Here is a 23,476-nt window from a genome sequence, read left to right as displayed (position 1 = left end):
GAAGAATTGGGAGGAGTAGGCACAAATGGGATTTCCCGATTACGCATCATATGACGGCCTCGGATTGGCGGAGCTTGTTCGCAAGGGCGAGGTGAGCCCTGCCGAACTTGCGGACGAGGCCATCGCCCGGATCGAAAAGCACAATCCGGCGATCAATGCCGTTATCCTGAAACTCTATGACCTTGGCCGCGAGATGGCAAAGTCTCCCGCCGACGGTCCGTTCAAAGGCGTACCCTTCCTGCTGAAAGATGCCTTTGGCGACATCAAGGGTTATCCGAGCCGCCTTGGCTCTCGCTTCCGGGCTGACACACCCGCTACCGAAGACAGCGATCTCGCCAAGCGCTTCCGTGCCGCGGGCCTTACCTTCCTTGGCAAGACAAATGTGCCGGAATTTACATTGCTGCCCACGACCGAGTCCGCTCTTTACGGCCCCGCGCGAAATCCGTGGAATGTGAAACACTCGACCGGCGGTTCCTCAGGCGGCTCGGCGGCGGCTGTAGCAGCAGGCATCGTTCCCCTCGCCCATGCCAATGACAGCGGTGGCTCGATACGCATCCCGGCGTCGAGCTGCGGTGTCGTCGGCCTCAAACCGACAAGGGCGCGCGCATCGCTCGGTCCCGACTATGGCGATGTGTTGAGCGGCCTCTGCCACGAGCACGTGGTGACGCGAACGGTGCGCGACTGTGCCGCGATGCTCGATTGCATTCACGGCCAGGAACCCGGCGCGCCCTATGTCGCGCCGCCGGTCGAACGTCCCTTCCTCGAAGACGTCTCCCGCGCACCGGGGAAGCTCCGCATCGCCTTCAGCAAAACGAATGCCGCAGGCACCGCGCTTCATCCCGAAAATGTGAAAGCCGTCGAGGCGGTCGCGGCGAAGCTCGCAAGCCTCGGCCATGACGTCATGGAGGCGATGCCACCGCTGAAACCCGAGGAACCCGGCAGCCTCTTCCTGCCGATCTGGGCAGCCTGGCTTTCCTCCGAGGTCGAGCTTGAAACGGCGCGCCGTGGCCGCGGGCCGAAAGATGATGAACTTGAACCGCTGACACGCGGCCTCTGGGAAATCGGCAAGACCATCACCGCCTCACAATATCTGATCCTGATAAAGGAAGCGCAGGGCCTCTCCCGCCGTGTCGGCCAATTCATGACGAAGCACGATGTCTGGCTGACCCCAACGCTTGCCTCGCCGCCCATTCCGCTCGGCCTGATCAATGTGAACGAGCCCGATCCTATTGCCGCCTTCGCGCCGGCAGTGGACTACGTTCCCTTCACGCCGATCCAGAACATTACCGGTCAGCCGGCCATGTCGCTGCCGCTGTGCATGTCGTCGGACGGATTGCCGGTCGGACTGATGTTCTCCGCGCGCTTCGGCGACGAGGCAACGCTGTTCCGCCTCGCCGCCCAGCTTGAACAGGAAATGCCCTGGAAGGATCGCCGCCCGGTTATCTGGAACTGACACAAGGGGGAGAGAAAATGTCCTTTGCCGAATATGCGGATTATGACGGCCTCGGCCTTGCCACACTTGTGAGCAAAGGCGAAGTCACGCCGCTCGAACTCGTGGACGCCGCAATCGAGCGCGCCGAGCGCCACAACGGCACGCTGAATGCTATCGTCTACAAGGCCTATGACGAGGCGCGCGAGGCGGCCAAGGGCAAACTCCCGGATGGCCTTTTCAAGGGCGTGCCCTTTCTCATCAAGGATCTCGGCACCGAGGTGAAGGGCTGGCCCCGCACCAGCGGCAGCAAGTTCGTCGCCAATGTCGTTGACGATCACGACAGCACGCTTGTGCAACGCTTCCGCGCTGCGGGCACCGTGCTCTTCGGCAAGACCAACACACCGGAATACGGCATCACCGGCACGACGGAATCGCGCCTCCTCGGCCCCTGCCGCAACCCCTGGGACCCGAACCGCATTTCCGGCGGCTCGTCGGGCGGTGCGGCGTCTGCCGTTGGCGCGGGCATCCTTCCCCTTGCCCATGCCTCGGACGGCCTTGGCTCGATCCGCATTCCCGCCGCCTGCTGCGGCCTTGTCGGCCTCAAAGTGACGCGCGACCGCAACCCGCAGGGCCCGGACGATTTCGACCGCGCCATCGGCTTCAGTGTCGACCATGTGGTGAGCCGGACAGTGCGCGACAGCGCCGCGATGCTCGACGCGACCGGCTTTCCAGAGCCAGCTTCGCCTTATGCACCGCCGCCGAAAGAGCGGCCTTATATGGAAGAGATCACGAAGAGCCCCGGCAAGCTGAAGATCGCATGGTCTTCGGAAACGCCGGGCGGCAAACCCATCCACCCGGAAATCCAGGCGGCGCTCGAAAAGACGGCGGATTTCCTTTCAAGGCTCGGCCACTCGGTGACGCCGCGCGGCCTCGGCATTGACTATCGCCAGCTTTACAGGGCGCAAGGCGCCGTCTCCGGCTCGAACTTCGCTGCCGGTATGATGCGCCGGATAGAGGCGATGGGCCGCGAGCCGGAGAAGCACGAGCTTGAGCCGCTCACCTGGGCGGGCTTCAAGAACGGCAGCAAGCTCACCGGCGCACAGGCCATGTGGGGCTGGCAGCAGCTTCGCCTGATGAACCGGCAGGTGCTTTCGACCTTCGAGGAATTTGATATCTATCTCTGCCCGGTACTTGGTCAGCTTCAGCCCGAAATCGGTTTCCTCGGGCCGGATCAGGAAGCCCGCGAGCTGAACAAGCGGCAGGGTCAGGTCTTCCCCTACACGCCGCCCTTCAATTTCACCGGCCAGCCCTCGCTTTCCCTGCCGCTCTGGCAATCCGAAAGTGGGCTCCCCATCGGCATGATGCTCACCGCCCGCTATGCCGATGAGGCAACGCTGTTCCGGCTCGCCGCCCAGCTCGAAAAGGAACTGCCCTGGGCCGGACGGAAGCCGAAGGTGTGGAACTAGGCAGTCGGGAGTGCTATCTCCTCGGCCATGAAAAAGGACATCGCCCCCGTTCACATCATCGGCGCCGGCATGGCGGGCTCCGAGGCCACTTGGCAGCTCGTGCAGGCGGGTGTGCCCGTGGTGCTGCACGAGATGCGGCCGCTGGTGAAAACGGAAGCGCATCATACAGATGGCTTCGCCGAACTCGTCTGCTCCAATTCCTTCCGCTCCGACGACCCGGAGCTGAATGCGGTCGGCCTGCTGCATGAGGAAATGCGCCGCGCGGGCTCGATCATGATGGAAGCTGCGGAAGTCGCGCGCGTGCCCGCAGGCGGCGCACTGGCGGTCGATCGCGACATCTTCTCCGACTACGTGACCAGAAAGCTGACCGCTCACCCGCTCGTCACCGTCGAGCGCGGCGAGATTGCGGGCCTCCCGCCAAAAGACTGGGACAGCGTCATCATCGCGACCGGCCCGCTCACCTCCGACGCGCTCGGCAAGGCAATCAGCGAATTGACCGGCGCCGACGAACTCGCCTTCTTCGATGCGATTGCGCCGATCGTCTATCGCGACAGCATCGACATGTCGGTCTGCTGGTTCCAGTCGCGCTACGACAAGGAAAGCGCGGGCGCATCTGGCCCGGCAGGCGCGGGCAAGGACTATATCAACTGCCCGATGACGTGCGAACAATACGAAGCATTCGTCGCGGAGCTTCTGGCGGGCGGCAAGACCGAATTCAAGGAATGGGAAATGTCGACGCCCTATTTCGACGGCTGCCTGCCCATCGAAATCATGGCGGAGCGCGGTGCGGAAACCTTGCGCTTCGGCCCGATGAAGCCCGTCGGCCTCACCAATCCGCATCAACCCGATGTGAAGCCCTATGCCGTGGTTCAGCTCCGTCAGGACAACAAGCTCGGCACGATCTACAACATGGTCGGCTTCCAGACGAAGCTGAAACATGGTGAGCAGACGCGTGTTTTCCGCACCATTCCGGGCCTTGAGATGGCAGAGTTCGCACGGCTTGGCGGCCTCCACCGCAATACTTTCATCAATAGCCCGAACCAGCTTGACGGAAACATGCGGCTGAAGCGCGAGCCGCGCCTGCGCTTTGCGGGCCAGATCACAGGCGTCGAAGGCTATGTCGAAAGCGGCGCCATGGGCATTCTCGCGGGCCGCTTTGCCGCTGCTGAGCGGCTTGGCCGCGCGGTGTCGCCGCCGCCCCGCACCACCGCGCTTGGCGCACTGCTCGCCCATATCACCGGCGATGCGAACGCCGCGACCTTCCAGCCGATGAATGTGAATTTCGGTCTCTTCCCGGAACCCGAAGTGCCGCGCGATGAAAACGGCATGCGCCCGCGCGGAAAGGCGAAGGCGCCTGCGCGCAAACGTGCCTACACGTCCCGCGCGATACGCGACCTTGAAGGCTGGTTGAACCCCGCAGCTGAAGCCGCCGAATAGTCAGATCCGTTTCAGAAGGCTACGCCCAAGAAGCCGCAACTGCCGGCGGAAAGCGGGGACTTCGACAGGGTTCCGGAACGGATCAAATTCGCGCGCAGACATGATGTCGAGATGGCGGTCGCAAAGCGATGCCGGGAGCAGCGCCGGAATAAGCGTGGGTTCAACAGTGTGGGAGCGCGCCGCCGCAAGATGTGTCCGCGCGGCACCTGCGACTTCATGCATGGCTGCGCGCAATCCTTCTGTCATTCGCCCGGCCAATACATCATGCGGATCGACTTCATGCCGCCCGAGGATGTCGGCGGGCAGCAGCAATCGTCCGTGCGAGGCATGAACCGGAAGCGCGCGAAGAATGCCGGTCAGCGCATAGGCGATACCGGCATGACGGATCGGCAGTGCGGCGTTCCGGGCTGCATCCCAGCCCGCCAGAATTTCTGCGGCAATCGTCATAAGCGCGGACGAGGTCTGCACGGCATAGTCTTCGAGGGCAGACATGTCCGGAAAGGCATCTTCAGAGAGATCGCGCTCACGCGCGTCGATCAGCGCCTGCAACTTGTCGAGCGGGATGCCGCCGGCTTCATGAAGCGCCTCTGCGGCGGCATGACCGCGCGTTTCGCCGCGCGGCAATCCTTCCAGTGTCTCGCGCCACCATTGCAGGCGGATATGGCCCATCATCGGTTCGGTGACGGCCTCCGCAACCCGGGCAATTTCAATGTTAAAGGCATAGAGCGCGGTGAGCGCAGGGCGCTTCGCCGATGGTGCGAACAGCAGCGTCAGAAAGCGGTCATGGTCATGCGTACAAACCTCTTCGAGGCTCGCAACCATGCTCTTACTTGCTTCGCGTTCCGTCATTCGCTTCCTCAAAACAAACGGGGCCGCCATCGAGGCGGCCCCGCTCATCGACCTCTCGCCGGGATCAGTAGATGTTCTGCGCCGCCACCATGGAGAAGAGCATGGGTACGGAGAGCATCGTGTTGGTACGCGAGAAGAGCATCGCAGTCCGCGCCGCTGCGGGCTTCTGCTCCGCCGGTGCATCGACAATGCCGAGCGCGATCTTCTGGTTCGGCCAAATCACGAACCAGACGTTGAACCACATGATCGTGCCGAGCCACATGCCGATACCGATGGCAATGTTCTTCGGAACCGCAAAGCCTTCGATTGCGCCGAGCGTATAGGCTGAGACAAGGTATCCATTCATCATGGCAAGGATGATGCCGGTGATGATGGTCGCCATCGCACCCCAGCGGAACCAGAACAGAGCGGTCGGCGCAATCACCTTGCTGACCGCAGGCTTCTGCTCGTCGGGAATGCTCGGCATGGACGGAATCTGCACGAAGTTGAAATACCAGAGCAGGCCGATCCACATCACGCCGCTGATGACGTGCAGCCAGCGGAAGACGAAAGCCCAGAAGGCATGGCCGAGCGCCGCGCCGTCCCAGCCGTTCCAGTTGAGATAAAGCAGCAGCAGAATCGCCGCGAGCACGAAACCGGCAATAACCGTGTTCCGCAATGATGTGAGAATGGATGCCATGGAATATTCCCCTTCCGGTTGCCATTCGCCGCTTGAGCGGCCAGCAGGGACACCGGGACAAGCCCCAGAGCCCCCTAAAGCCCTAGTCGGCGTATCCCCTTTTTATCTGCGACTCAGTGCCGCGAAACTGCGAGAAAGCTAGGAGTTTCCGGACGAAAAGCCAAGCCCGGCGATAGGACTTTACCCGACGGCAACAAGCGCCGCAGCAACACGGCGATTTTCCGACAGCATGAGATTGTAGGTACGGCAAGCAGGGCCGGTCGCCATCACATCGGGAAAGATCGTGTGCGATTCGAGATGACGCCGCACGGCGGGCGGCAGAAAAGCCGTCTCCGTGCCCGACCCCACAATCAGAAAATCGAAATCTGGCGATGCCTCCAGAACGGGCGCAAAGGAAGCGGAGGTTGCGTCCTCGACAGAACGCACCGCCCAAGGAAACAGCCCGCGCGGAGTAATCAGGACCGATCCTTCGAAGCGTTGTCCGGCAAGCCGAAATCCACCTTCTCCATAGGCATCCACAAAGGGCTGTCCATCGAAACGCGGCCGGCTGGCCATCTCCTCAAGCCTTGCCCGCTGCACTCTCCTTCGCCGCCGGCCCGGCGCTTCCCGAGCCATCCCGGTTCACGCCGATTGCAAGAAGAACCGGTGAACCGACGAAGATCGATGAATAGGTACCGACAAAAATGCCGAAGATCATCGCGAAGGTGAAGTCGCGCAGCACCGCACCGCCAAAAGTGAACAGGGCCGCGAGCGCGAGCAGCGTCGTGCCCGATGTCATGACGGTGCGCGAAAGCGTCTGGTTGATCGAGAGATCGAGAAGATCGCCAAGATCCATCTTCTTGTACTTGCGCAGATTCTCGCGGATGCGGTCATAGACGATGACGGTATCGTTCATCGAATAACCGACAATCGTAAGCAGCGCGGCAATCGAGGCAAGATTGAACTCGAGTTGCAGGATGCAGAAGATGCCAATGGTTGCCATCACGTCATGGATGAGCGACACGATGGAGCCGAGCGCGAACTGCCACTCGAAGCGGAACCAGATATAGATCAGCATGAGGATAACGGCGATCACGACCGCAAGAATGCCGTCTTGAACAAGCTCGCCGCTGACCTGCGGACCGACCACTTCGACGCGGCGATATTCGACAACCCTGTCCCCAAGCTCCGCCCGGATCATGTTGACCACTTGCTGCGACGCTGCTTCATCGTCGCTGTCCGGCGCCTGAACGCGGATCAGCACGTCATCGGCCTGCCCGAATTCCTGGATCTGGATTTCGCCGAGCCCCAGCCCGCCGAGATCGGTGCGCAGCTCCGAGATATTTGCCGGACCGTCCGTCGAAATCTCGATCAGGATGCCGCCCGTGAAGTCGATGCCGAAGTTCAGTCCGCGCGTGAAAAGCAGCACCACCGAGGCAATCACCACGATCACGGAAAGCGAAACGGCGATGTTGCGCCACTTCACGAAGGGAATCTTCGTATCGTCCGGAATGAGCTTCAGATGTCGCATGTTACTGTTCTCCCCGGCGCCTAGAGCGTGATCGCCTTCGGGCGGCTGCGGCGCAACCAGACCGAAATCATCAGGCGGTTCACGGTGTAAGCCGTGAAGACGGATGTGATAATGCCGATGGCAAGCGTCACCGCGAAACCGCGCACGGGACCCGTTCCCATCTGGAACAGGATCGCCGCAGAAATCAGCGTGGTGATGTTCGCATCAAGGATCGACGACAACGCCTTGTTGTAGCCGGTCTCGATTGCCGGTATCGGCCCTTTGCCCGCCGCCACTTCTTCTCGTATGCGCTCATAGATCAGCACATTGGCGTCGACTGCCATGCCGATCGTGAGCACGATGCCGGCAATGCCCGGCAGCGTCAGTGTCGCTTGCAGCACCGACAGGATGCCGAACAGCATGAGCACATTGAGCGCCAGCGCCACGACGGCAAGCACACCGAAGAAACCGTAGCTCGCAATCATGAAGACGATGACGGCAAGCGCGCCGATAAGCGCGGCAATTTCACCGGCGGCAATCGAGTCTGCACCGAGGCCTGGACCGACCGTGCGCTCTTCAAGAATGGTGATATCGACCGGCAATGCGCCGGAACGCAACAGGATCGCGAGGTTCGTCGCTTCCTGAACGGTAAAGTTGCCGCTGATCTGGCCAGAACCGCCCATGATCGGCTCGTTGATGCGCGGCGCACTGATGACTTCATTGTCGAGCACAATGGCGAACGGACGGCCAACATTCTCTCGCGTCACTTCACCAAACTGGCGTCCGCCAATGGAGTCGAAGCGGAAGTTGACAACCGGCTGACCAGTGCGCTGATCGAAACCGGGGCTCGCATCGCGCAGCCTGTCGCCGCCGACCATGATACGCCGCTCGACCAGGAAAGGCTCGCGCGGCTCGTCTGCCGAATAGAGGATTTCCGTTCCTGCGGGCACAGTGCGCGTCGCAATCGCCTGCTGCGCCGACATCGCGTTGCTGACAAGGCGGAAGTTCATCCTAGCCGTGCGGCCGAGCAATGCCTTGAGCTGCTGCGGGTCTTCAAGGCCCGGCACCTGCACTAGAATACGGTCCGCGCCCTGCCGCTGAATGACCGGCTCGGTGGTGCCGAGTTCGTCGATACGGCGCCGCACGATTTCAATGGATTGTTCGACGGCGGCCTGAAGCTGGGCGAGCTTGGCTGCTTCCGTCACGACCACTTCGATGCGCTGGCCGACCGCCCGCACCAGAAGGTCGCGTTCGGGCATGCCCGAGAACGCATTGCCGGAAACAGTTGTCGCGAGATCGTCTATTGCAACGCGCGCCTTTTCGACATCTTCCGCACGCGTAATGTTGACGGTGACCATGCCACCCTGAATGCCGAGGCCGGTATAGGGCACACGAACATCGCGCAGGGCGTTGCGAACCTCATTCACGAGATCCTGCAGGCGCGACTGCTCCAGTCCCCCGGTATCGAGCCCGAGCAGCATGTAGGAGCCGCCGCGCAGATCGAGGCCGAGATTGATCTGCTTGTTCGGCAGCCAGCCCGGGACATTCTCGAGCGATGCCCGCGGAATGAAATTGGGTGCGGAATAGGCAAGTCCCGCAAAGCAAAGCAGGACGATAAGGGCGACCTTCCAGCGTTCGAAATAGAGCATCCCGGTCTCTTCCGCCTCCCCCGAGGTTCGGTGATTTTCTTAAGAAGGCGTGTTGGTGTTCGCGGGCACCGGCTCAGACTTCGAGCGCACATCGGCCAACGTGGTCTTCACAATGCGAACGCGGACATTCTCTGCGATTTCGACTGTGGCCTCATTGTCTTCGACCTTGGTGACCTTGCCGACAATGCCGCCCGCCGTCACCACCACGTCGCCACGGCGGACATTCGCCACCATTTCCCGATGTTCCTTCGCCCGGCGCATTTGCGGGCGGATCAGCAGGAAATACATGATCGCGAAAAACGCGAGCAGCGGAAAGACATTGAGCAAGAATTCACTGGTACCGCCGCCGCCCATCAACATCTCCTGTTAGCTAGTCATGCGGCAAAACCTGAATGACAGGGGCCGCAAATCTCCTGATTGCGCGGGACTATACCGGCCGCAAGGCCATTTGCAAACCGAACCCGGCCGCTCCCGGCGAAACGCCCAAGTTTTTGGATATAGAGAGTTTTCCGGCCCGACCGCCGGGTGCTACGGTGCCGCACCGCCCATCGCACCCAGCAACTGCCTCAAGACTTGCCCATGACGCCGGACCCAGATCGCACCCACCTCCTGAAGCGCATCGCAGAGGCGCTCGAAAGGCTCGCGCCGCCTCCCCTGGCGGACGCCGGCTTCGATACCGCAGATGCCTTTGTCTGGAATGCCGAGGCGGGCCGTCCCGTCCCCGTACCCGAAGTGGCGCGGGTCGACCTCTCCCTGATCCGGGGTGTCGATCGCGTTCGCGACATCCTCCTCGACAATACGAGGCGTTTTGCCTGTGGCCTGCCTGCCAACAATGCGCTTCTCTGGGGCGCGCGCGGCATGGGCAAGAGCTCACTCGTCAAGGCGGCTCATGCAGCGGTCAACGCAGAGGCTCCCAGGAGCCTCATTCTGATCGAGATCCACCGCGAGGATATCGAGAGCCTGCCCCGCCTCATGACGCTGCTGCGCAACCAGGATCGGCGCGCCATCGTCTTTTGCGACGACCTTTCCTTCGACCATGACGATACAAGCTACAAATCGCTGAAGGCCGTTCTCGAAGGCGGCATTGAGGGCCGCCCGAAAAATGCGATTTTCTATGCCACATCGAACCGGCGCCACCTGATGCCGCGCGACATGATGGAGAACGAGCGATCGACCGCGATCAATCCATCGGAGGCAGTTGAGGAAAAGGTCTCGCTTTCAGACCGTTTCGGCCTCTGGCTCGGTTTCCACAATTGCAGCCAGGCGGATTACCTCGGCATGGTCGAGGGCTATGCGAAACACTTTGAACTGAAGATCGGAAGCGAGGAGCTTGAGGCCGAAGCCATCGAATGGGCAGCGACGCGCGGCGCGCGCTCCGGCCGCGTCGCCTGGCAATTCATCCAGGACCTGGCAGGACGCCTCGGGCAGACGCTGGATTGATGGCCGCGGCTACATGCCGATGACTGATTGCGGGTCGATGGCCTTGGCACCCTGACGCACTTCGAAATGCACCTGCGGCGTCACCACGCTGCCGGTATTGCCCGCATGAGCGATCGTCTGCCCCCGCATCACCGTGTCGCCGCGGCTGACCAGCAGCTTGCTGTTATGCGCATAGGCAGTGACCCAGCCGTTGTCGTGGCGAATGAGCAGCAGATTGCCATAGCCCTTCAGCTCATTACCCGCATAGGCAACGACACCGCTTTGCGAAGCCTTCACCGGCGCGCCCATTTCTGCGGCGATATTGATGCCGTCATTGTGAAGACCGTTCGCCTTGGGGCCGAAGGTCGACAGGATCTTGCCCTGGATCGGCCACTGGAACCCGCCGGTCGCCACCGGCGGTGCAGGCAGCGGGTCGCGCGGTACGGTCGGCGTCGAAGCGGTTGGCGGTGGCAACGAGGCGACGGCAGCGCCTGCGGCCGGCCGCGCAAGCGGGACGCCTGTTCCACCTTGCGCTGGCGATGACGATGCGGTCTGGCTCTGGTGCTGCGATGCCGGAATTTGAAGCCGTTCGCCCACCTTGATCGTATAGGGCGGCGGTATCCGGTTGAGGCTGGTCAGCGCGGCCACGCCTACATTGTATTGCCGCGAAATGCCGGAAACCGTGTCGCCGCGCTGCACGATATGGAAGCGGCCGGCGGGGATCGTCAGCCGCTGCCCGACCTCGATCTTGTAAGGCGCCGCAAGCCTGTTCGCATCGATAACGGAGCGCACCGGCACATTATGGGCGCGAGCGATGCTGTAGACCGTGTCGCCGCGCTTGACGACATAGGTGCCGCCGGGATGCATCGTTTCGACGGGCCGCGACACCGGCGAGGGTGAGCGGCCCGAGGAGCCGCCATCCCACCATGGACGTTCGCCGCTGCTGCATGCGGCAACGACAAGCGCCAGCGAGAGGACTGCCCCTCGCTGCACCATCTTCCGCATCTCGTCGAACCGTCCCATAGGGCCTCGTCCACCGCCGCAATCGGATCAGAATCCGCCGTTCAGGACTCCTTGGCAACACCCTCGACCAGCGGCACGAAACGCACCGCCAAGAGTTCTTCCCTCTTCACACCTTCGGCGGTTCGTTCGATCCGCACAAGCTTTTGCTCGCCCCGGCTGCCCGAAATGGCAACCGGAACAATCATCAAGCCGCCTTCCTTCAACTGATCGACCAGCGCCTGCGGCACGGCCGGCGCTGCTGCCGTCACGATGATCCGATCGAAGGGCGCCTGCTCCGGCCAGCCCTTTGCGCCATCGCCGACCTTCGCGGTGATGTTATGGAGACGCAATTCGTCGAATCGCTTCAGCGCATCGTTGAGCAGGGTCCGGTAGCGTTCGATCGTGTAGACCCGGCGGCAGAGCTTCGCCAGAACCGCCGCCTGATAGCCTGAGCCCGTGCCCACTTCGAGCACCTTCATTCGCTCGCCAACATGAAGCTGCTCGGTCATGTAGGCCACGACGTAGGGTTGGCTGATCGTCTGCCCGCATTCGATGGGCAGCGCATGGTCCTCATAGGCCTGCTTGCGGAAGGTCGCGGCAATGAATTTCTCTCGCGGCACACGCTCAATCGCGGACAGCACGCGGTTGTCTCGGATGCCCTGCTTGCGCAGCCCCATAATGAGTTCGATCTTCTCGTGCTCGATTTCGTCCATGATTGCGGTTTCGTTCACGCGTTTTCCGGTCAGCCCTTGCTGCGCGGCTTGCGTGGGCGCGCAAGCGAGCCGAGCGCATCGCTCAGGGCCTTCGAGGTCCGCATATGCGTGAGATCCATATGGAGCGGTGTAATCGAAATCCGTCCCTCATAGATCGCCCGGAGATCGGTCCCCTGCGGCGGGTTGCTCAGAATGCGCTCAAAGCCGAGCCAGTAATAAGGGTTGTTGCGGGCGTCGATCCGCTCTTCGACCCGGACGAGCGACTGATCGCGCTTGCCCTGCCGCGTGACCTCGATGCCGGTGACGGAGGCGGGCACGACATCCGGGAAATTCACATTGATAAGCACTTCCGTCGGCCAGCCTGCAGCGACGAGCTTCTCGACGATCTCCGGTGCGAATTGCTCCGCTGTCGCCCACTTCACATTGGCATGGCCGGAAAAACCGAAAGCCTGGCTGAGGGCAATCGAGGGAACCCCAAGCTGCGTCCCTTCCATCGCCGCAGCGATGGTGCCCGAATAGGTCACGTCGTCGGCAATGTTCTGCCCGCGATTGATTCCCGAAAGAACGAGATCGGGCGGCGTCTCCATCATGATGTGCCGCACCGCCATCAGCACACAATCGGATGGTGTACCGCGCACCGCATATTTCTTCGCGGAGAGCTTTCGCACCCTGAGCGGATTGGCGAGCGACAGCGAATGCGCCGAGCCGCTCTGCTCTTCTTCCGGCGCGACGACCCAGACATCGGAAGAAAGCTTGCGCGCAATCTTCTCCAGCGACTTCAGTCCCGGCGCATGGATACCGTCATCATTCGTGACCAGAATACGCAGGCCCTTGGTTACAGACTTAGCCATGTGCCGCAATAACCTCCATCCCGCCCATGTAAGGCCGCAGCACCTCCGGCACGGCAATGGAGCCGTCCTCCTGCTGGTAGTTCTCCATGACGGCGATCAGCGTGCGTCCAACCGCAAGGCCCGAGCCGTTCAGCGTATGCACGAAGCGCGTTCCCTTCCCGCCCTTCGGCCGGTAGCGCGCATTCATCCGCCGCGCCTGGAAGTCGCCGCAGACAGAGCAGGACGAAATCTCGCGAAACGCATTCTGCCCCGGCAGCCAGACCTCGATGTCATAGGTCTTGCGCGAGGCAAAGCCCATATCGCCGGTCGACAGCACCATGACGCGGTAATGCAGGTCGAGCCGTTTCAGCACTTCCTCGGCGCAGCTGAGCATCCGCTCATGCTCCTCGCCGGATTTTTCCGGCGTGGTAATCGAAACGAGTTCCACCTTGGAAAACTGGTGCTGACGAATCATGCCGCGCGTATCTCGCCCCGCCGCGCCCGCCTCGGCGCGGAAGCAGGCCGTGTAGGCGGTAAAGCGCTTCGGCAGTTCCTCTTCCGCGAGAATGCTCTCGCGCACGAGATTTGTCAGCGGCACTTCAGCGGTCGGGATCAGCCAGTACTTTTCCTGATCGTCCCTGCTCTGTCCTTTGAATGTCGCAAACTGATCGTCGGCAAACTTCGGAAGCTGCGCCGTACCGAACATGGCGTCATCGCGCACCATCAGCGGCGGCATCACTTCTTCGTAGCCGAACTCGCTTGTGTGCAGATCGACCATGAAATTGCCGATGGCGCGCTCGAGCCGCGCGAGCGGCCCCTTCAGCACCGTGAAGCGTGCGCCGGACATTTTCGCCGCCGTCTCGAAATCCATGAGCCCGAGCGCCTCGCCAAGCTCAAAATGTTCCTTCGCGGCGAAATTCATCGCCCGAGCGGCGCCATGCGTGTGCCGCACTACATTGGCGCTCTCGTCCGGGCCGACAGGCACATCGTCCTGCGGAATATTGGGGATCGAGGCGAGCGCGGTTTCAAGCTCGGCGTTGGCCGTGCGCTCCTGCTCCTCGCCCTCCTGAATGGCGCTTTTGATGCTCGCCACTTCGTCCATCAGCCTCTGGGCCAGCGCCTCGTCCTTTTTCGCCTTGGCCTGGCCGATCTGCTTCGAGGCATCGTTGCGGCGCTGCTGCAATTCTTGCAGCGAGGTAATGATGGCGCGGCGGCGTTCGTCGATCTCGATCAGGCGAGCGGACTGCGGTTCAAGCCCGCGCTTGGCGAGGCCCGCGTCGAAGGCCTGGGCGTCTTCGCGGATGGCTTTGATGTCGAACATGACACCTCGAAAAGGGAAAAATGTCGCGGAACGAGGCAGGATACCGGGCCGAATCAGGCCGCAGCCACCCGGCCCGCTTTCGGCGCCCTGTATAGGCGGAAAGGCCCGGAGCGTCCAGACAAGGCCGGGCGCGGGATCAGGCCTCTTCAGCCTCCGGCTCGCCCTCTGCCTCCGCCGTTTCTTTCTTCTTTTCCATCCAGCGGACGCTGAAAATGGAAATCTCGTAGAGCAGCAGCGTCGGCACACCGAGCGCGATCTGGCTGAAGAAATCAGGGGGTGTCAGGAAGGCGGCCACAGCAAAGATGATGACAATGGCATAACGCCGCCCCCGCTTGAGCTGGGCGGAATTGACGATCCCTGCCCGCGCCAGCAACGTCAGGATCACCGGTAACTGGAAGCAGATGCCAAAGGCCAGAATGAAGGCCATCACGAGGCTCAGATATTCGCTGACCTTGTAGAGGGCCTCGATCGTCGCCTCGCCATCGCCGCCCGCCTGCTCCATGCCAACAAAGAAATTGAGAGCGATGGGCAGCGCACCGAAATAGACGAGCCCCGACCCCATGAGGAACAGGATCGGCGTTGCGATCAGATAGGGGATGAAGGCGCCGCGCTCATGCTTGTAGAGGCCCGGCGCGACGAACATGTAGATCTGCCCGGCGATGATCGGAAAGGCGATGAAGACAGCCCCGAACATGGAAAGCTTGAGCCGGGTGATGAAGAACTCCTGCGGCGCGGTATAGATCAGATGCGCCCCGCCTTCCTCCGCCACGATCCTGTTATAGGGCTCGACGAGGAAGTTGAAGATGTCCTTTGAAAAGAAGAAGCAGATGCCAAAGGCGATGATGAAGGCGATCATCACCTTGATAAGCCGCGCGCGCAGCTCGATCAGGTGATCGAGCAGAGGCGCGCGCGAGGCCTCGATCTCGTCGTCAGGGTTGGGCTCGGCTGACATGGCACTCATTCGGGCACGCTCATTCGCGGGATTGCCCGGTCATTGCAGCGGGGGCTGCCGGATCACTCGCCCCGAACGCCTCGATCTCTTCCGCCTCGCGGATCGATGCCGCAATACCGTCCGAAACGCTGCTTGTATCGAGCCGTTCCGCCTCTGCCTTCTCCTCCTCGGCGCGCGCGGCGGAAGCCGCCGCCGCATCGGCGCCTGCACCGCCACCGCCGATCTTGACCGGCTTGATGATCTCATCCTGGAGCGAGCGGAGCGGCTTCGTCGCGTGGTTCTTCAGGGAGGCCACTTCCTTGCGAAGCTCCTCAAGTTCCGTCTCGCGGGCCAGCTCATCGAAGGAACTCTGGAACTCGCGGGCAATGCCCCGCACCTTGGCAACATACTGGCCGACCGTCCGCATCATTTTCGGCAGGTCCTTCGGACCCACGAAAATGATCGCGATGGCTGCAATCAGAAGCAGCTCAGACCAGCCGATATCGAACATGAGGCGTACCGAATTGCCTGCGCCGCGCCGGGCGGTAAGCCCGGCACCCGCGCGTCAAATGTTAGCCTTGCGACGCCTTGTTCTTCGCCTCGGCGCTGTCCTCGTGCGACACAGAGGCGTCGATCGTCTTGGGCTCGGATTTGGCGGTCTGGCCATCGTCCTCGTCGGCGAGGCCCTTTTTGAAGCTGCGAATGCCCTTCGCAACGTCGCCCATCATGTCGGAAATCTTGCCCCGGCCGAACAGCAACACGATCAGCACGAGCACGATGAGAATTTGAGTCCAACCCGGCATTTTGATCTCCAGGGGCGCAGAAAACCGCGCCCTTGCTAGAATGAAGCACTACCTCGGCCCAATATGGGCGTTCCGCGCAAAAATTGCGACATCAATCCCGGCAAAACGCTGGCGGCTTGAGTAAAGAGATATGGTTAACACACCTCTCTAATACACTGAAAATATGTTTGCTTCAGGACGCACTTGAGAAAGCGGTTTAACCCGGTCAATCTTCGCGGGCAGCATCCTGAGCAAGATGTTCATCGAGCGAGTCGCCATATTCTTCTTCATCCGAGAAGTCGCCATCGCCCTCGCCGCCCGTATCGCTCGGGCTCGGAATGTCGAAACCGGGGGGAAGCCGCCCATCGAGCAGGCCAGCCGCCTTGAGTTCATCCATGCCCGGAAGATCGCCGACGCTCTCGAGCCCGAAATGAACAAGGAAGGCCTCGGTCGTGCCGTAGGTCACAGGGCGGCCCGGCGTCTTCTTGCGGCCGCGCAGCCTCACCCAGCCTGTCTCCATTAGAACGTCGATCGTCCCCTTCGAGACCGAAACGCCGCGGATTTCCTCGATTTCGGCGCGGGTCGCAGGCTGGTGATAGGCAATGATCGCAAGAGTCTCCATGGCCGCGCGGGAGAGCTTCTTCTGTTCGACCGCCTCGCGCTCCATAAGAAATGAAAGATCGTCGGCCGTACGGAACATCCACTTGTTCGCGATCCGGACGAGATGGACGCCACGGTTTTCATAGGCCTTTTGCAGATCCTCGATCACCGCGCCGACATCCGCCCCTTCGGGCAGCCGCCCGGCGATGCTGTCGATATCGAGCGGCTCGGCGGCAGCAAACAGCAGCGCCTCCGCCATCCGCATCAGCTGCGCGTGATCTGCCGCATTGCCTGGAAAACGCACGACGTTCTCGGCCGCATCCTCCGCCTCTTCGTCGAACGCGGCTTCCTCACTGTCGGGTTCTTCTTCGTCACCCTCCGAAGGCAACTCGGCATCTTCCGGTGCCTCGTCGATCCCGTCTTCGGCTTCGCTCACGCTGGTCTCGTCATTCATCTTCGGTCTTCTCAGTCTCGCCCTCCGGCTCGGACGGCATTTGATCTGGTTTCGGTTCGCGGCGGCGCACAAAAACGGGTCCGAAGGCACCGGACTGGCGAATTTCCATCAACCCGTCCTTGGCCAAAACCAGCGCCGCGCTGAAAGTGCTGGCAATGGCGGAGCGGCGCATGGCCGGCGACATGTCGTCCATGGGCATGAAACTGTCGATCCGGCCCCAGTCGAACATCATGCCCATCATGCGTTCGAGCCGGTGCCGCGCGGCCTCGATCGCCATGATCGGCAGGCGCTTCGGCTCCCATTTCGTCTCGTGGCCTTTCAGGCGCTGATCGGAATAGGACTTGAGAAGCTCATAGAGCGTTCCCTGATACTCGCTTGTTTTTATCAGGCGAATGCCCTCCGGTGCCCCGCGCGGAAACACATGTATGCCCATCCTGCAGCGCCGCGCGAAAATCTCCACCGAGACCTTGCGCATGGCTTCGAGCCGCTGAAGCTGGAAGGCCAACCGCGCCGCCATTTCGGCACCGCTAGGGCCTTCTTCCTCCTCGGGCGGCGGAAGCAGAAGTTTCGACTTGAGGAAGGCGAGCCAGGACGCCATCACAAGATAGTCGGCGGCGAGATCGAGCTCCATCCGCTTGGCCTGCGTGATGAAGTCGAGATATTGCTCGGCAAGCTTCAGAATCGAAATACGGGTGAGGTCGACCTTCTGGTTGCGCGCCAGCATCAGCAGCACGTCGAGCGGCCCCTCGAACCCGTCGAGATCGACGATCAGCGTATTCTCATCCGGCTCCACGGCGGAGCGGGGCGCGCCTTCCTCGAAAGTCGAGGCAGCATCATCCGGCATGACAGCCTCGTTGGGCTGCGATCCGCCGTCAGCGTCGCTCTCAGTAGGCGCCCCGCTCATGACTGCCTGTTGCATCCGATCCGAAACAGTGAAATCCCCGCGCGCCCTCGCCGTTTTCCCGCCAGCGAAGGACGATTGGCCTTTATAACCCGCACCCTATGGGCCCGGTACCCCGTTTCTCGGCTTATCCCCAAGCTTCTGTCATGAAACCGCCGTCAGGGCCGAGAACTGCCGCCAGGCCAAGTCGACATCGAGGGGCACAAGCGAGGATTTTCGAAGCGAAATCGCTTTTTCGGACCGCCGCAGCGCCTCGCCGGAGAGAATCGGCACTTCCGGCGCTATGGCCAGCATTTCTTCCATTTTGCCGTTGCAATGGAGAACGAGGTCGCAGCCCGCCGCAAGGCTCGCCCGCGCCCGCTCGGCGAGCGAGCCTGACAGCGCCTCCATCGAGAGATCGTCGGACATGAGAAGTCCGTCGAAACCGATATGCCCCCGTATCACCTTGTCGATGACCAGAGGTGATGTCGTTGCAGGCCGTTCCGCGTCATAGGCCGAATACACGACATGTGCGGTCATGGCGACAGGCATATGGCGGAGCGCATGAAACGGAGCAAAGTCGATTTGCTCAAGTTCGGCCGCCGGGGCATCGACCACCGGCAGGCTTAGATGGCTGTCGACCCCCGCCCGGCCATGCCCCGGAATGTGCTTGATGACCGGGAGAACCCCTCCTGCCAGCAGCCCTTCGGAAGCCGCAAGCCCGAGCGCCGCAACAGGCCCCGGCGCCAGCGCATAGGCCCGGTCGCCGATCACGTCATGAGCGCCCGGCACCGGCACATCAAGCACGGGCAGGCAATCCACTGTGAACCCGAGATAGCGAAGTTCCGCTGCGATCAGCTTAGCGCCGAGACGCGCCGCGTGAAGCCCCGTCTCCGTATCGCGTTCATAGATTTCACCGAAGAGCCGTCCCGGCGGATAGGCACGCCAATGCGGCGGGCGGAGCCGCTGCACCCGCCCTCCTTCCTGATCGATCAGGACTTCGGCATCATGCCCCGCCGCCTCACGCAACTCGCCGATCAGGCGGCGCACCTGCTCCGGCTCATCGATATTGCGCGCAAAGAGGATGAACCCCCAGGGACGTACATCTCGCAAGAAACGGCGCTCCGCATCTGTGAGCGCCGTTCCCGAACAACCATAGATCGAGGCGTAAACGCTCACCGCTCCCTCACAATGCATGCCTGCCCCTGCGCCGCCAGCCTTTCGCAAATATCATTTGCTGCCGCGCGGTCGAGATATCCGGCGCGGGCACGGTAATAGATGCCGCTGTCGCCAAGATCAGCACGCTGGATATCGGCAGTCAGGCCGCCGAGCAGATCCGGGTATCGCGACTGAAGACGTGCAAAAGTATCCCGCGCCGACTGCTCGTCACGCAGCGCCGCGAGCTGCACCACATAGGCGCCACCCTGCGCGGCCCGTGCAGCCGGGCTGATTGTCTGTGGAGCGGCAGGGGCTTCCGATGCCGGGCCCGGAGACACAGGCGCCTCAATGACAGGCTCTTCCGCCGCCTCGCGGACTTCGCCAGCAGGCGGCGGCACTTCAAGCGGGCCGCTCTCGATTGCCTCCGCCATCCGGTCGAGCGCGCGCTGGTCTTCCGGCCGGATCGACGGGCTTTCGATGGCAAGCGGCTCTTCTGCCGGGGGCAGCAATTGCTCGCCCTCAGCCGTGCCTGCGCGCCCATCACCCGTGATACGATTGTAGACCCCGGCATCCTGATGCGGAAAATTTCGCCCGCCCGGATCTTCGGGCGGCACCTTCACAGGTCCGCCATCCGCACGGAAAATGGGCGGAATGCCACCCGCGCCTTCAGGCGACCCTTGCCGGTAAGCAAGCAGAACCACACCGCCAAACACGACGAGCAATGCAATCACGGTGAGGAGCATCAAGGTGCGGCGGCGCCCGCTGCCCGTTTCCTCCTGATCGTCATAATGCTCGTAATCTTCGACGTCCGGATCGAAATCATATTCGGGATCTTCGTCCCAACCGTCGTCCCGCCGTGGCATCAGCGCATCTCCTCGATCGGTTCGACCCCCAATATCCCCAATCCGGCAGCGATCACATGGGCCGCTGCACGAATCAAGGCCAGCCTTGCAAGCGTAGCATCGGGCTCGTCCGCCTGAATGAAACGCAATGAGGGCTCATCCTTTCCCTTGTTCCATAATCCATGAAAAGCGGCGGCGAGATCGTCGAGATAGAATGCGATACGGTGCGGTTCGTGAGCGAGCGCCGCCTGCTCCACCTGGCGCGGGAACGACGCCATCAGCCTGACAAGCGCCAATTCCGCCTCATCGGAAAGACGACCGAGGTCTGCATTGGCGAGGGAACCGTCAGACAGGTCGTAGCTGCCCGTCTCCGCCGCATTCCGCAGCACTGAATGAATGCGCGCATTGGCATATTGAACGTAGAAGACCGGATTGTCGCGCGACTGCTCCATCACCTTGGCGAAGTCGAAATCAAGCGGCGCATCGTTCTTGCGGGTCAGCATCATGAACCGCACGACGCCCTTGCCCACCTCGTCCACCACATCGCGCAGCGTCACGAAGTCGCCCGCCCGCTTCGACATGCGCACCGGCTCCCCATTACGGAACAGCCGGACCATCTGGCAGACCTTCACATCGAATTCGGCTTCGCCGCCCGTGACGCCTTCGATGGCCGCCTTCATCCGCTTGATATAGCCGGAGTGATCCGCACCCCAGACGTCGATCATCGTCCGGTATCCGCGCTCGAACTTGTCGAGGTGATAGGCAATGTCGGGTGCGAAATAGGTCCAGCTTCCGTCCGACTTCTTGAGCGCGCGGTCCGTGTCGTCGCCGAACTGCGTCGAGCGGAACAGGGTCTGCGGCCGAGGCTCCCAATCGTCAGGAAGCTCGCCCTTTGGCGGCTCAAGGGTGCCGACATAGATGAGCCCCTTGTCCTCAAGCCTCTTCAGCGTCTTCTCCACCGCGCCCGACTTGTGCAGCGACAATTCAGAGTAGAAGACCTCATGCGTGATGCCGAGCACCGCGAGGTCGCCGCGAATGAGCTCCATCATCGCTTCGACGGCGATCTCACGCGCAATCTTCAGAGCGTCCACATCTTCCATTTCAAGCAGTGTCTTGCCGTGCATCGTGGCAAGTACCTGCCCGACCGGCTTCAGATAATCGCCTGGATAAAGACCCTCGGGAATTTCAATCGTCTCGCCCAGCGCCTCGCGGTAGCGCAGCATGGCGCTGCGCGCCAGCACCTCAATCTGTCCGCCCGCATCGTTGATGTAATATTCGCGGCAGACACGGTAGCCGACTTTTTCGAGCAGGTTCGCCAACGCATCGCCGAACACCGCGCCCCGCACATGGCCAACATGCATGGGTCCGGTCGGATTGGCTGAGACATATTCGACATTGACCGCCGCGCCCGAGCCAAGATTGCTCGCTCCATAGGCATCGCCCGCGCGCAGAATGTCCGGAATTCGGGCCAGCCAGAAGGCAGGGTTCAACCGCAGATTGATGAAGCCGGGCCCCGCCACTGAAACCTCGATGACGGCTTCTTCCGCTGCAAGTTTGGCGGCAATCCGGTCGGCAAGTTCGCGCGGCTTGGCGCCGGCAGGTTTTGCCAGCACCATCGCCGCATTGGTCGACAGGTCACCATGGCTCGCATCGCGCGGCGGTTCTACTGTAATACGGGTCAGGTCGAGCCCCGGCGGCAACACGCCCTCTTGGGCCAGGGCGCCAATTGCCGCCTCTACCCGCTCGCCGAAATACCGAAAAATATTCATGTCTGCCGCCACTTATGGACCCTGCCGGGCGCGCACTCTAGCCGCGAGGCCGGACTGTTTCCAGCCCCATGCGGCACTGCTCAGGAGCGGGGATCGTGGAGATCGAAAAGCCGCTGATGCTCCTCGATCGCGAATTTGTCGGTCATGCCTGCAATGTAGTCGCAAACGCGCCGGGCCGTCTTGAAACCCCCAGGCCCGTCGCAACCAACCTGCCACTCTGGCGGCAGCTGGTCCGGTGATCGATGCAGCAGGCCGAAAAGGTCCCGCACAATGCGTTGCGCCTTGCTCATCGACCGGTTGACCCGGTAGTGGCGATACATCCGCTTGAAAAGAAATGCCTTGAGCGCCGCATTGTGCTCGTTCATGTCCGGCGTGAACCCGACCAGCGGCCGGCCCATTGCGCGGACATCTGCAACCGTTTCGGGCTTCGCAGCGGCAAGCCGGGTTCTGGTTTCACCCAGAACATCCGCGATCATGGTCCCGATCAGCTCGCGCACAGCCTCATGGATGACCCGCGCCTCTTCAAGGCCCGGATAGCGATCCATTACCTTGCGAAACACGTCGCCGACGAGCGGCAGCGCCAACAAATCGTCAATGCCGAAGAGCCCGGCGCGCAGCCCGTCATCGATATCGTGGTTGTTGTAGGCAATATCGTCAGCCAGAGCGGCAACTTGCGCCTCGGGCCCGGCGAAGCATTCAAGTTCCAGATCCTGTGTCTCTGCATATTCGGCAATGGCGCGCGGCAGGTCGCCCATGCCGATACCCGGCACGATGACCGGGCCATTGTGCTTTACCAGCCCTTCAAGCGTCTCCCAAGTGAGATTCAGTCCATCGAACTCGGCGTAACGGCGCTCCAGCTTGGTCACGATACGCAATGTCTGGGCGTTATGATCGAACCCGCCAAATTCGCTCATGCAGCCATCAAGCGCTGTTTCGCCGGCATGGCCGAATGGCGTGTGGCCAAGGTCGTGGGCCAGCGCCAGCGTTTCGGCCAGGTCTTCATCGAGCCCTAGAACCCGGGCGATGGACCGGGCGATCTGCGAGACCTCCAGCGAATGCGAAAGGCGCGTCCGGTAGTTGTCGCCTTCGTGATAGACGAAGACCTGCGTCTTGTATTTGAGCCGCCGGAAGGCCACAGAATGGATGATCCTGTCGCGGTCGCGCTGAAAGGCGGTCCGGGTCGGGCTTTCCGGTTCGGCGAACAGACGTCCCTTCGTCTCCTCTGCCTTGGTCGCGAAGGATGCGGTAGCGGCAGGGTTGGCGATCGGCACGATAAACCCTCGATCTATTATGGACTTAGCCTTTATGCCGTTTGAAATCAGGCACCTCCGGGCTTACATATCTGCTAAGCTAATTTGATCGTCGTTGAAAGCCGAAACCATAATGACCGATACGCTGACCGCCGATGCGCCTTCTGCCGACAAGCCCGTGGCGTTGACGGCGCGAGCCGCCAGACAGGTGGCCCTCATCCTCAAGGGTGAGGAGCAGGGCACCTTCCTTCGGGTGTCGGTGCAGGGCGGCGGCTGCTCCGGTTTCCAATATGGCTTCACGCTCGACACATCCAGGAATGACGACGACCTGGTGCTTGAGCGCGACGGCGCGACTGTTTTGGTCGACGCCGTTTCGGTCGAATATCTTGCCGGCTCCGAGATCGACTATGTCGACGATCTGATCGGGGCCTCCTTCAAGATCGCCAACCCGAATGCGACCTCTTCCTGCGGTTGCGGCACCTCTTTCTCGGTGTAAACGGCAGATCGGCGCGTTAAATCAAGCA

24 protein-coding genes are annotated in these 23,476 nt (G+C 61.8%); 5 read left to right on the top strand and 19 right to left on the bottom strand.

Features of this window, described 5'->3' with window-relative positions:
- The first annotated feature begins 25 nt into the window (after nucleotides 1-25).
- The 3 genes from ACK4FH_RS12350 to trmFO are packed head-to-tail and all read left to right on the top strand — an operon-like array spanning nucleotide 26 to nucleotide 4,335.
- Nucleotides 26-1,453 carry an amidase gene (locus tag ACK4FH_RS12350; protein WP_409814094.1) on the top strand — a complete coding sequence of 476 codons (1,428 nt, stop codon included), beginning with the start codon at nucleotides 26-28 and terminating at the stop codon, nucleotides 1,451-1,453.
- 17 nt (nucleotides 1,454-1,470) lie between these two features.
- The gene (locus ACK4FH_RS12345; RefSeq protein WP_409814093.1) at nucleotides 1,471-2,898 is read left to right on the top strand and encodes an amidase; all 1,428 of its coding nucleotides are present in this window, start codon (nucleotides 1,471-1,473) and stop codon (nucleotides 2,896-2,898) included.
- 27 nt (nucleotides 2,899-2,925) lie between these two features.
- Nucleotides 2,926-4,335, top strand: a complete 1,410-nt coding sequence (trmFO, locus tag ACK4FH_RS12340) for a methylenetetrahydrofolate--tRNA-(uracil(54)-C(5))-methyltransferase (FADH(2)-oxidizing) TrmFO (RefSeq protein ID WP_409814091.1) — start codon at nucleotides 2,926-2,928, stop codon at nucleotides 4,333-4,335.
- Here the strand turns inward: trmFO and ACK4FH_RS12335 are convergent, their stop codons facing one another.
- The 6 genes from ACK4FH_RS12335 to yajC all read right to left on the bottom strand — a co-directional run bounded on the left by ACK4FH_RS12335 (nucleotide 4,336) and on the right by yajC (nucleotide 9,355).
- Nucleotides 4,336-5,184, bottom strand: coding sequence for a phytoene/squalene synthase family protein (locus tag ACK4FH_RS12335; RefSeq protein WP_409814089.1), 849 nt, complete (start codon nucleotides 5,182-5,184; stop codon nucleotides 4,336-4,338).
- Nucleotides 5,185-5,248: 64 nt separating this feature from the next.
- A complete protein-coding gene (locus ACK4FH_RS12330) occupies nucleotides 5,249-5,863 on the bottom strand; it encodes a urate hydroxylase PuuD (protein ID WP_409814087.1) in 615 nt (204 codons plus the stop codon).
- A 180-nt stretch (nucleotides 5,864-6,043) separates the two neighbouring features.
- On the bottom strand, nucleotides 6,044-6,418 hold the full coding sequence (locus ACK4FH_RS12325; RefSeq protein ID WP_409814084.1) for an Mth938-like domain-containing protein: 375 nt from the start codon (nucleotides 6,416-6,418) through the stop codon (nucleotides 6,044-6,046).
- 4 nt (nucleotides 6,419-6,422) lie between these two features.
- The gene (gene secF, locus ACK4FH_RS12320; RefSeq protein ID WP_409814081.1) at nucleotides 6,423-7,373 is read right to left on the bottom strand and encodes a protein translocase subunit SecF; all 951 of its coding nucleotides are present in this window, start codon (nucleotides 7,371-7,373) and stop codon (nucleotides 6,423-6,425) included.
- 20 nt (nucleotides 7,374-7,393) lie between these two features.
- On the bottom strand, nucleotides 7,394-9,001 hold the full coding sequence (gene secD, locus ACK4FH_RS12315; RefSeq protein WP_409814079.1) for a protein translocase subunit SecD: 1,608 nt from the start codon (nucleotides 8,999-9,001) through the stop codon (nucleotides 7,394-7,396).
- A gap of 39 nt (nucleotides 9,002-9,040) precedes the next feature.
- The gene (gene yajC, locus ACK4FH_RS12310; protein ID WP_409814075.1) at nucleotides 9,041-9,355 is read right to left on the bottom strand and encodes a preprotein translocase subunit YajC; all 315 of its coding nucleotides are present in this window, start codon (nucleotides 9,353-9,355) and stop codon (nucleotides 9,041-9,043) included.
- Between the two features lie 225 nt (nucleotides 9,356-9,580).
- On the opposite strand from yajC, the gene ACK4FH_RS12305 reads away from it, so the two are divergent.
- On the top strand, nucleotides 9,581-10,441 hold the full coding sequence (locus ACK4FH_RS12305; protein WP_409814072.1) for an ATP-binding protein: 861 nt from the start codon (nucleotides 9,581-9,583) through the stop codon (nucleotides 10,439-10,441).
- A 9-nt stretch (nucleotides 10,442-10,450) separates the two neighbouring features.
- Here ACK4FH_RS12305 and ACK4FH_RS12300 read toward each other — a convergent pair whose 3' ends face one another.
- The 13 genes from ACK4FH_RS12300 to ACK4FH_RS12240 form a co-directional block, all read right to left on the bottom strand.
- Nucleotides 10,451-11,443 carry a peptidoglycan DD-metalloendopeptidase family protein gene (locus tag ACK4FH_RS12300; protein ID WP_409814070.1) on the bottom strand — a complete coding sequence of 331 codons (993 nt, stop codon included), beginning with the start codon at nucleotides 11,441-11,443 and terminating at the stop codon, nucleotides 10,451-10,453.
- Between the two features lie 41 nt (nucleotides 11,444-11,484).
- Nucleotides 11,485-12,135, bottom strand: coding sequence for a protein-L-isoaspartate(D-aspartate) O-methyltransferase (locus ACK4FH_RS12295; protein ID WP_409815280.1), 651 nt, complete (start codon nucleotides 12,133-12,135; stop codon nucleotides 11,485-11,487).
- A gap of 29 nt (nucleotides 12,136-12,164) precedes the next feature.
- The gene (gene surE / locus ACK4FH_RS12290) at nucleotides 12,165-12,962 is read right to left on the bottom strand and encodes a 5'/3'-nucleotidase SurE (RefSeq protein WP_409815277.1); all 798 of its coding nucleotides are present in this window, start codon (nucleotides 12,960-12,962) and stop codon (nucleotides 12,165-12,167) included.
- Between the two features lie 16 nt (nucleotides 12,963-12,978).
- Nucleotides 12,979-14,286: a serine--tRNA ligase gene (gene serS, locus ACK4FH_RS12285; RefSeq protein ID WP_409814067.1), complete on the bottom strand. Its 1,308-nt coding sequence runs from the start codon at nucleotides 14,284-14,286 to the stop codon at nucleotides 12,979-12,981.
- Between the two features lie 136 nt (nucleotides 14,287-14,422).
- Complete coding sequence (tatC, locus tag ACK4FH_RS12280) at nucleotides 14,423-15,247, bottom strand: twin-arginine translocase subunit TatC (protein ID WP_409814064.1); 825 nt, start codon at nucleotides 15,245-15,247, stop codon at nucleotides 14,423-14,425.
- A gap of 10 nt (nucleotides 15,248-15,257) precedes the next feature.
- Nucleotides 15,258-15,728 (bottom strand): Sec-independent protein translocase protein TatB, encoded by a 471-nt coding sequence (gene tatB / locus ACK4FH_RS12275; RefSeq protein ID WP_409814061.1) that lies wholly within the window; start codon nucleotides 15,726-15,728, stop codon nucleotides 15,258-15,260.
- A 61-nt stretch (nucleotides 15,729-15,789) separates the two neighbouring features.
- Nucleotides 15,790-16,020, bottom strand: coding sequence for a twin-arginine translocase TatA/TatE family subunit (locus ACK4FH_RS12270; protein WP_409814059.1), 231 nt, complete (start codon nucleotides 16,018-16,020; stop codon nucleotides 15,790-15,792).
- A gap of 205 nt (nucleotides 16,021-16,225) precedes the next feature.
- Nucleotides 16,226-17,053, bottom strand: a complete 828-nt coding sequence (scpB, locus tag ACK4FH_RS12265; protein WP_409814056.1) for an SMC-Scp complex subunit ScpB — start codon at nucleotides 17,051-17,053, stop codon at nucleotides 16,226-16,228.
- Nucleotides 17,046-17,897, bottom strand: a complete 852-nt coding sequence (locus ACK4FH_RS12260; protein WP_409814055.1) for a segregation and condensation protein A — start codon at nucleotides 17,895-17,897, stop codon at nucleotides 17,046-17,048. Before ACK4FH_RS12260 ends, scpB begins: the two co-directional genes overlap by 8 nt.
- 201 nt (nucleotides 17,898-18,098) lie before the next feature.
- On the bottom strand, nucleotides 18,099-19,112 hold the full coding sequence (nagZ, locus tag ACK4FH_RS12255) for a beta-N-acetylhexosaminidase (protein WP_409814052.1): 1,014 nt from the start codon (nucleotides 19,110-19,112) through the stop codon (nucleotides 18,099-18,101).
- Nucleotides 19,109-19,954, bottom strand: a complete 846-nt coding sequence (locus ACK4FH_RS12250; protein ID WP_409814049.1) for an SPOR domain-containing protein — start codon at nucleotides 19,952-19,954, stop codon at nucleotides 19,109-19,111. The genes nagZ and ACK4FH_RS12250 overlap by 4 nt, the downstream gene beginning before the upstream one ends.
- Nucleotides 19,954-21,702: an arginine--tRNA ligase gene (gene argS, locus ACK4FH_RS12245; RefSeq protein WP_409814048.1), complete on the bottom strand. Its 1,749-nt coding sequence runs from the start codon at nucleotides 21,700-21,702 to the stop codon at nucleotides 19,954-19,956. Before argS ends, ACK4FH_RS12250 begins: the two co-directional genes overlap by 1 nt.
- Nucleotides 21,703-21,782: 80 nt before the next feature.
- Nucleotides 21,783-22,973, bottom strand: a complete 1,191-nt coding sequence (locus ACK4FH_RS12240; RefSeq protein WP_409814045.1) for a deoxyguanosinetriphosphate triphosphohydrolase — start codon at nucleotides 22,971-22,973, stop codon at nucleotides 21,783-21,785.
- A gap of 112 nt (nucleotides 22,974-23,085) precedes the next feature.
- Here ACK4FH_RS12240 and erpA point away from each other — a divergent pair, with 112 nt between their 5' ends.
- On the top strand, nucleotides 23,086-23,448 hold the full coding sequence (gene erpA, locus ACK4FH_RS12235) for an iron-sulfur cluster insertion protein ErpA (RefSeq protein WP_409814043.1): 363 nt from the start codon (nucleotides 23,086-23,088) through the stop codon (nucleotides 23,446-23,448).
- Nucleotides 23,449-23,476: the final 28 nt, after the last annotated feature.

The organism is Parvibaculum sp., assembly GCF_046297875.1.
In the GTDB taxonomy this organism is placed as follows: domain Bacteria; phylum Pseudomonadota; class Alphaproteobacteria; order Parvibaculales; family Parvibaculaceae; genus Parvibaculum.
This window is presented reverse-complemented; position numbering and strand designations above follow the sequence as displayed.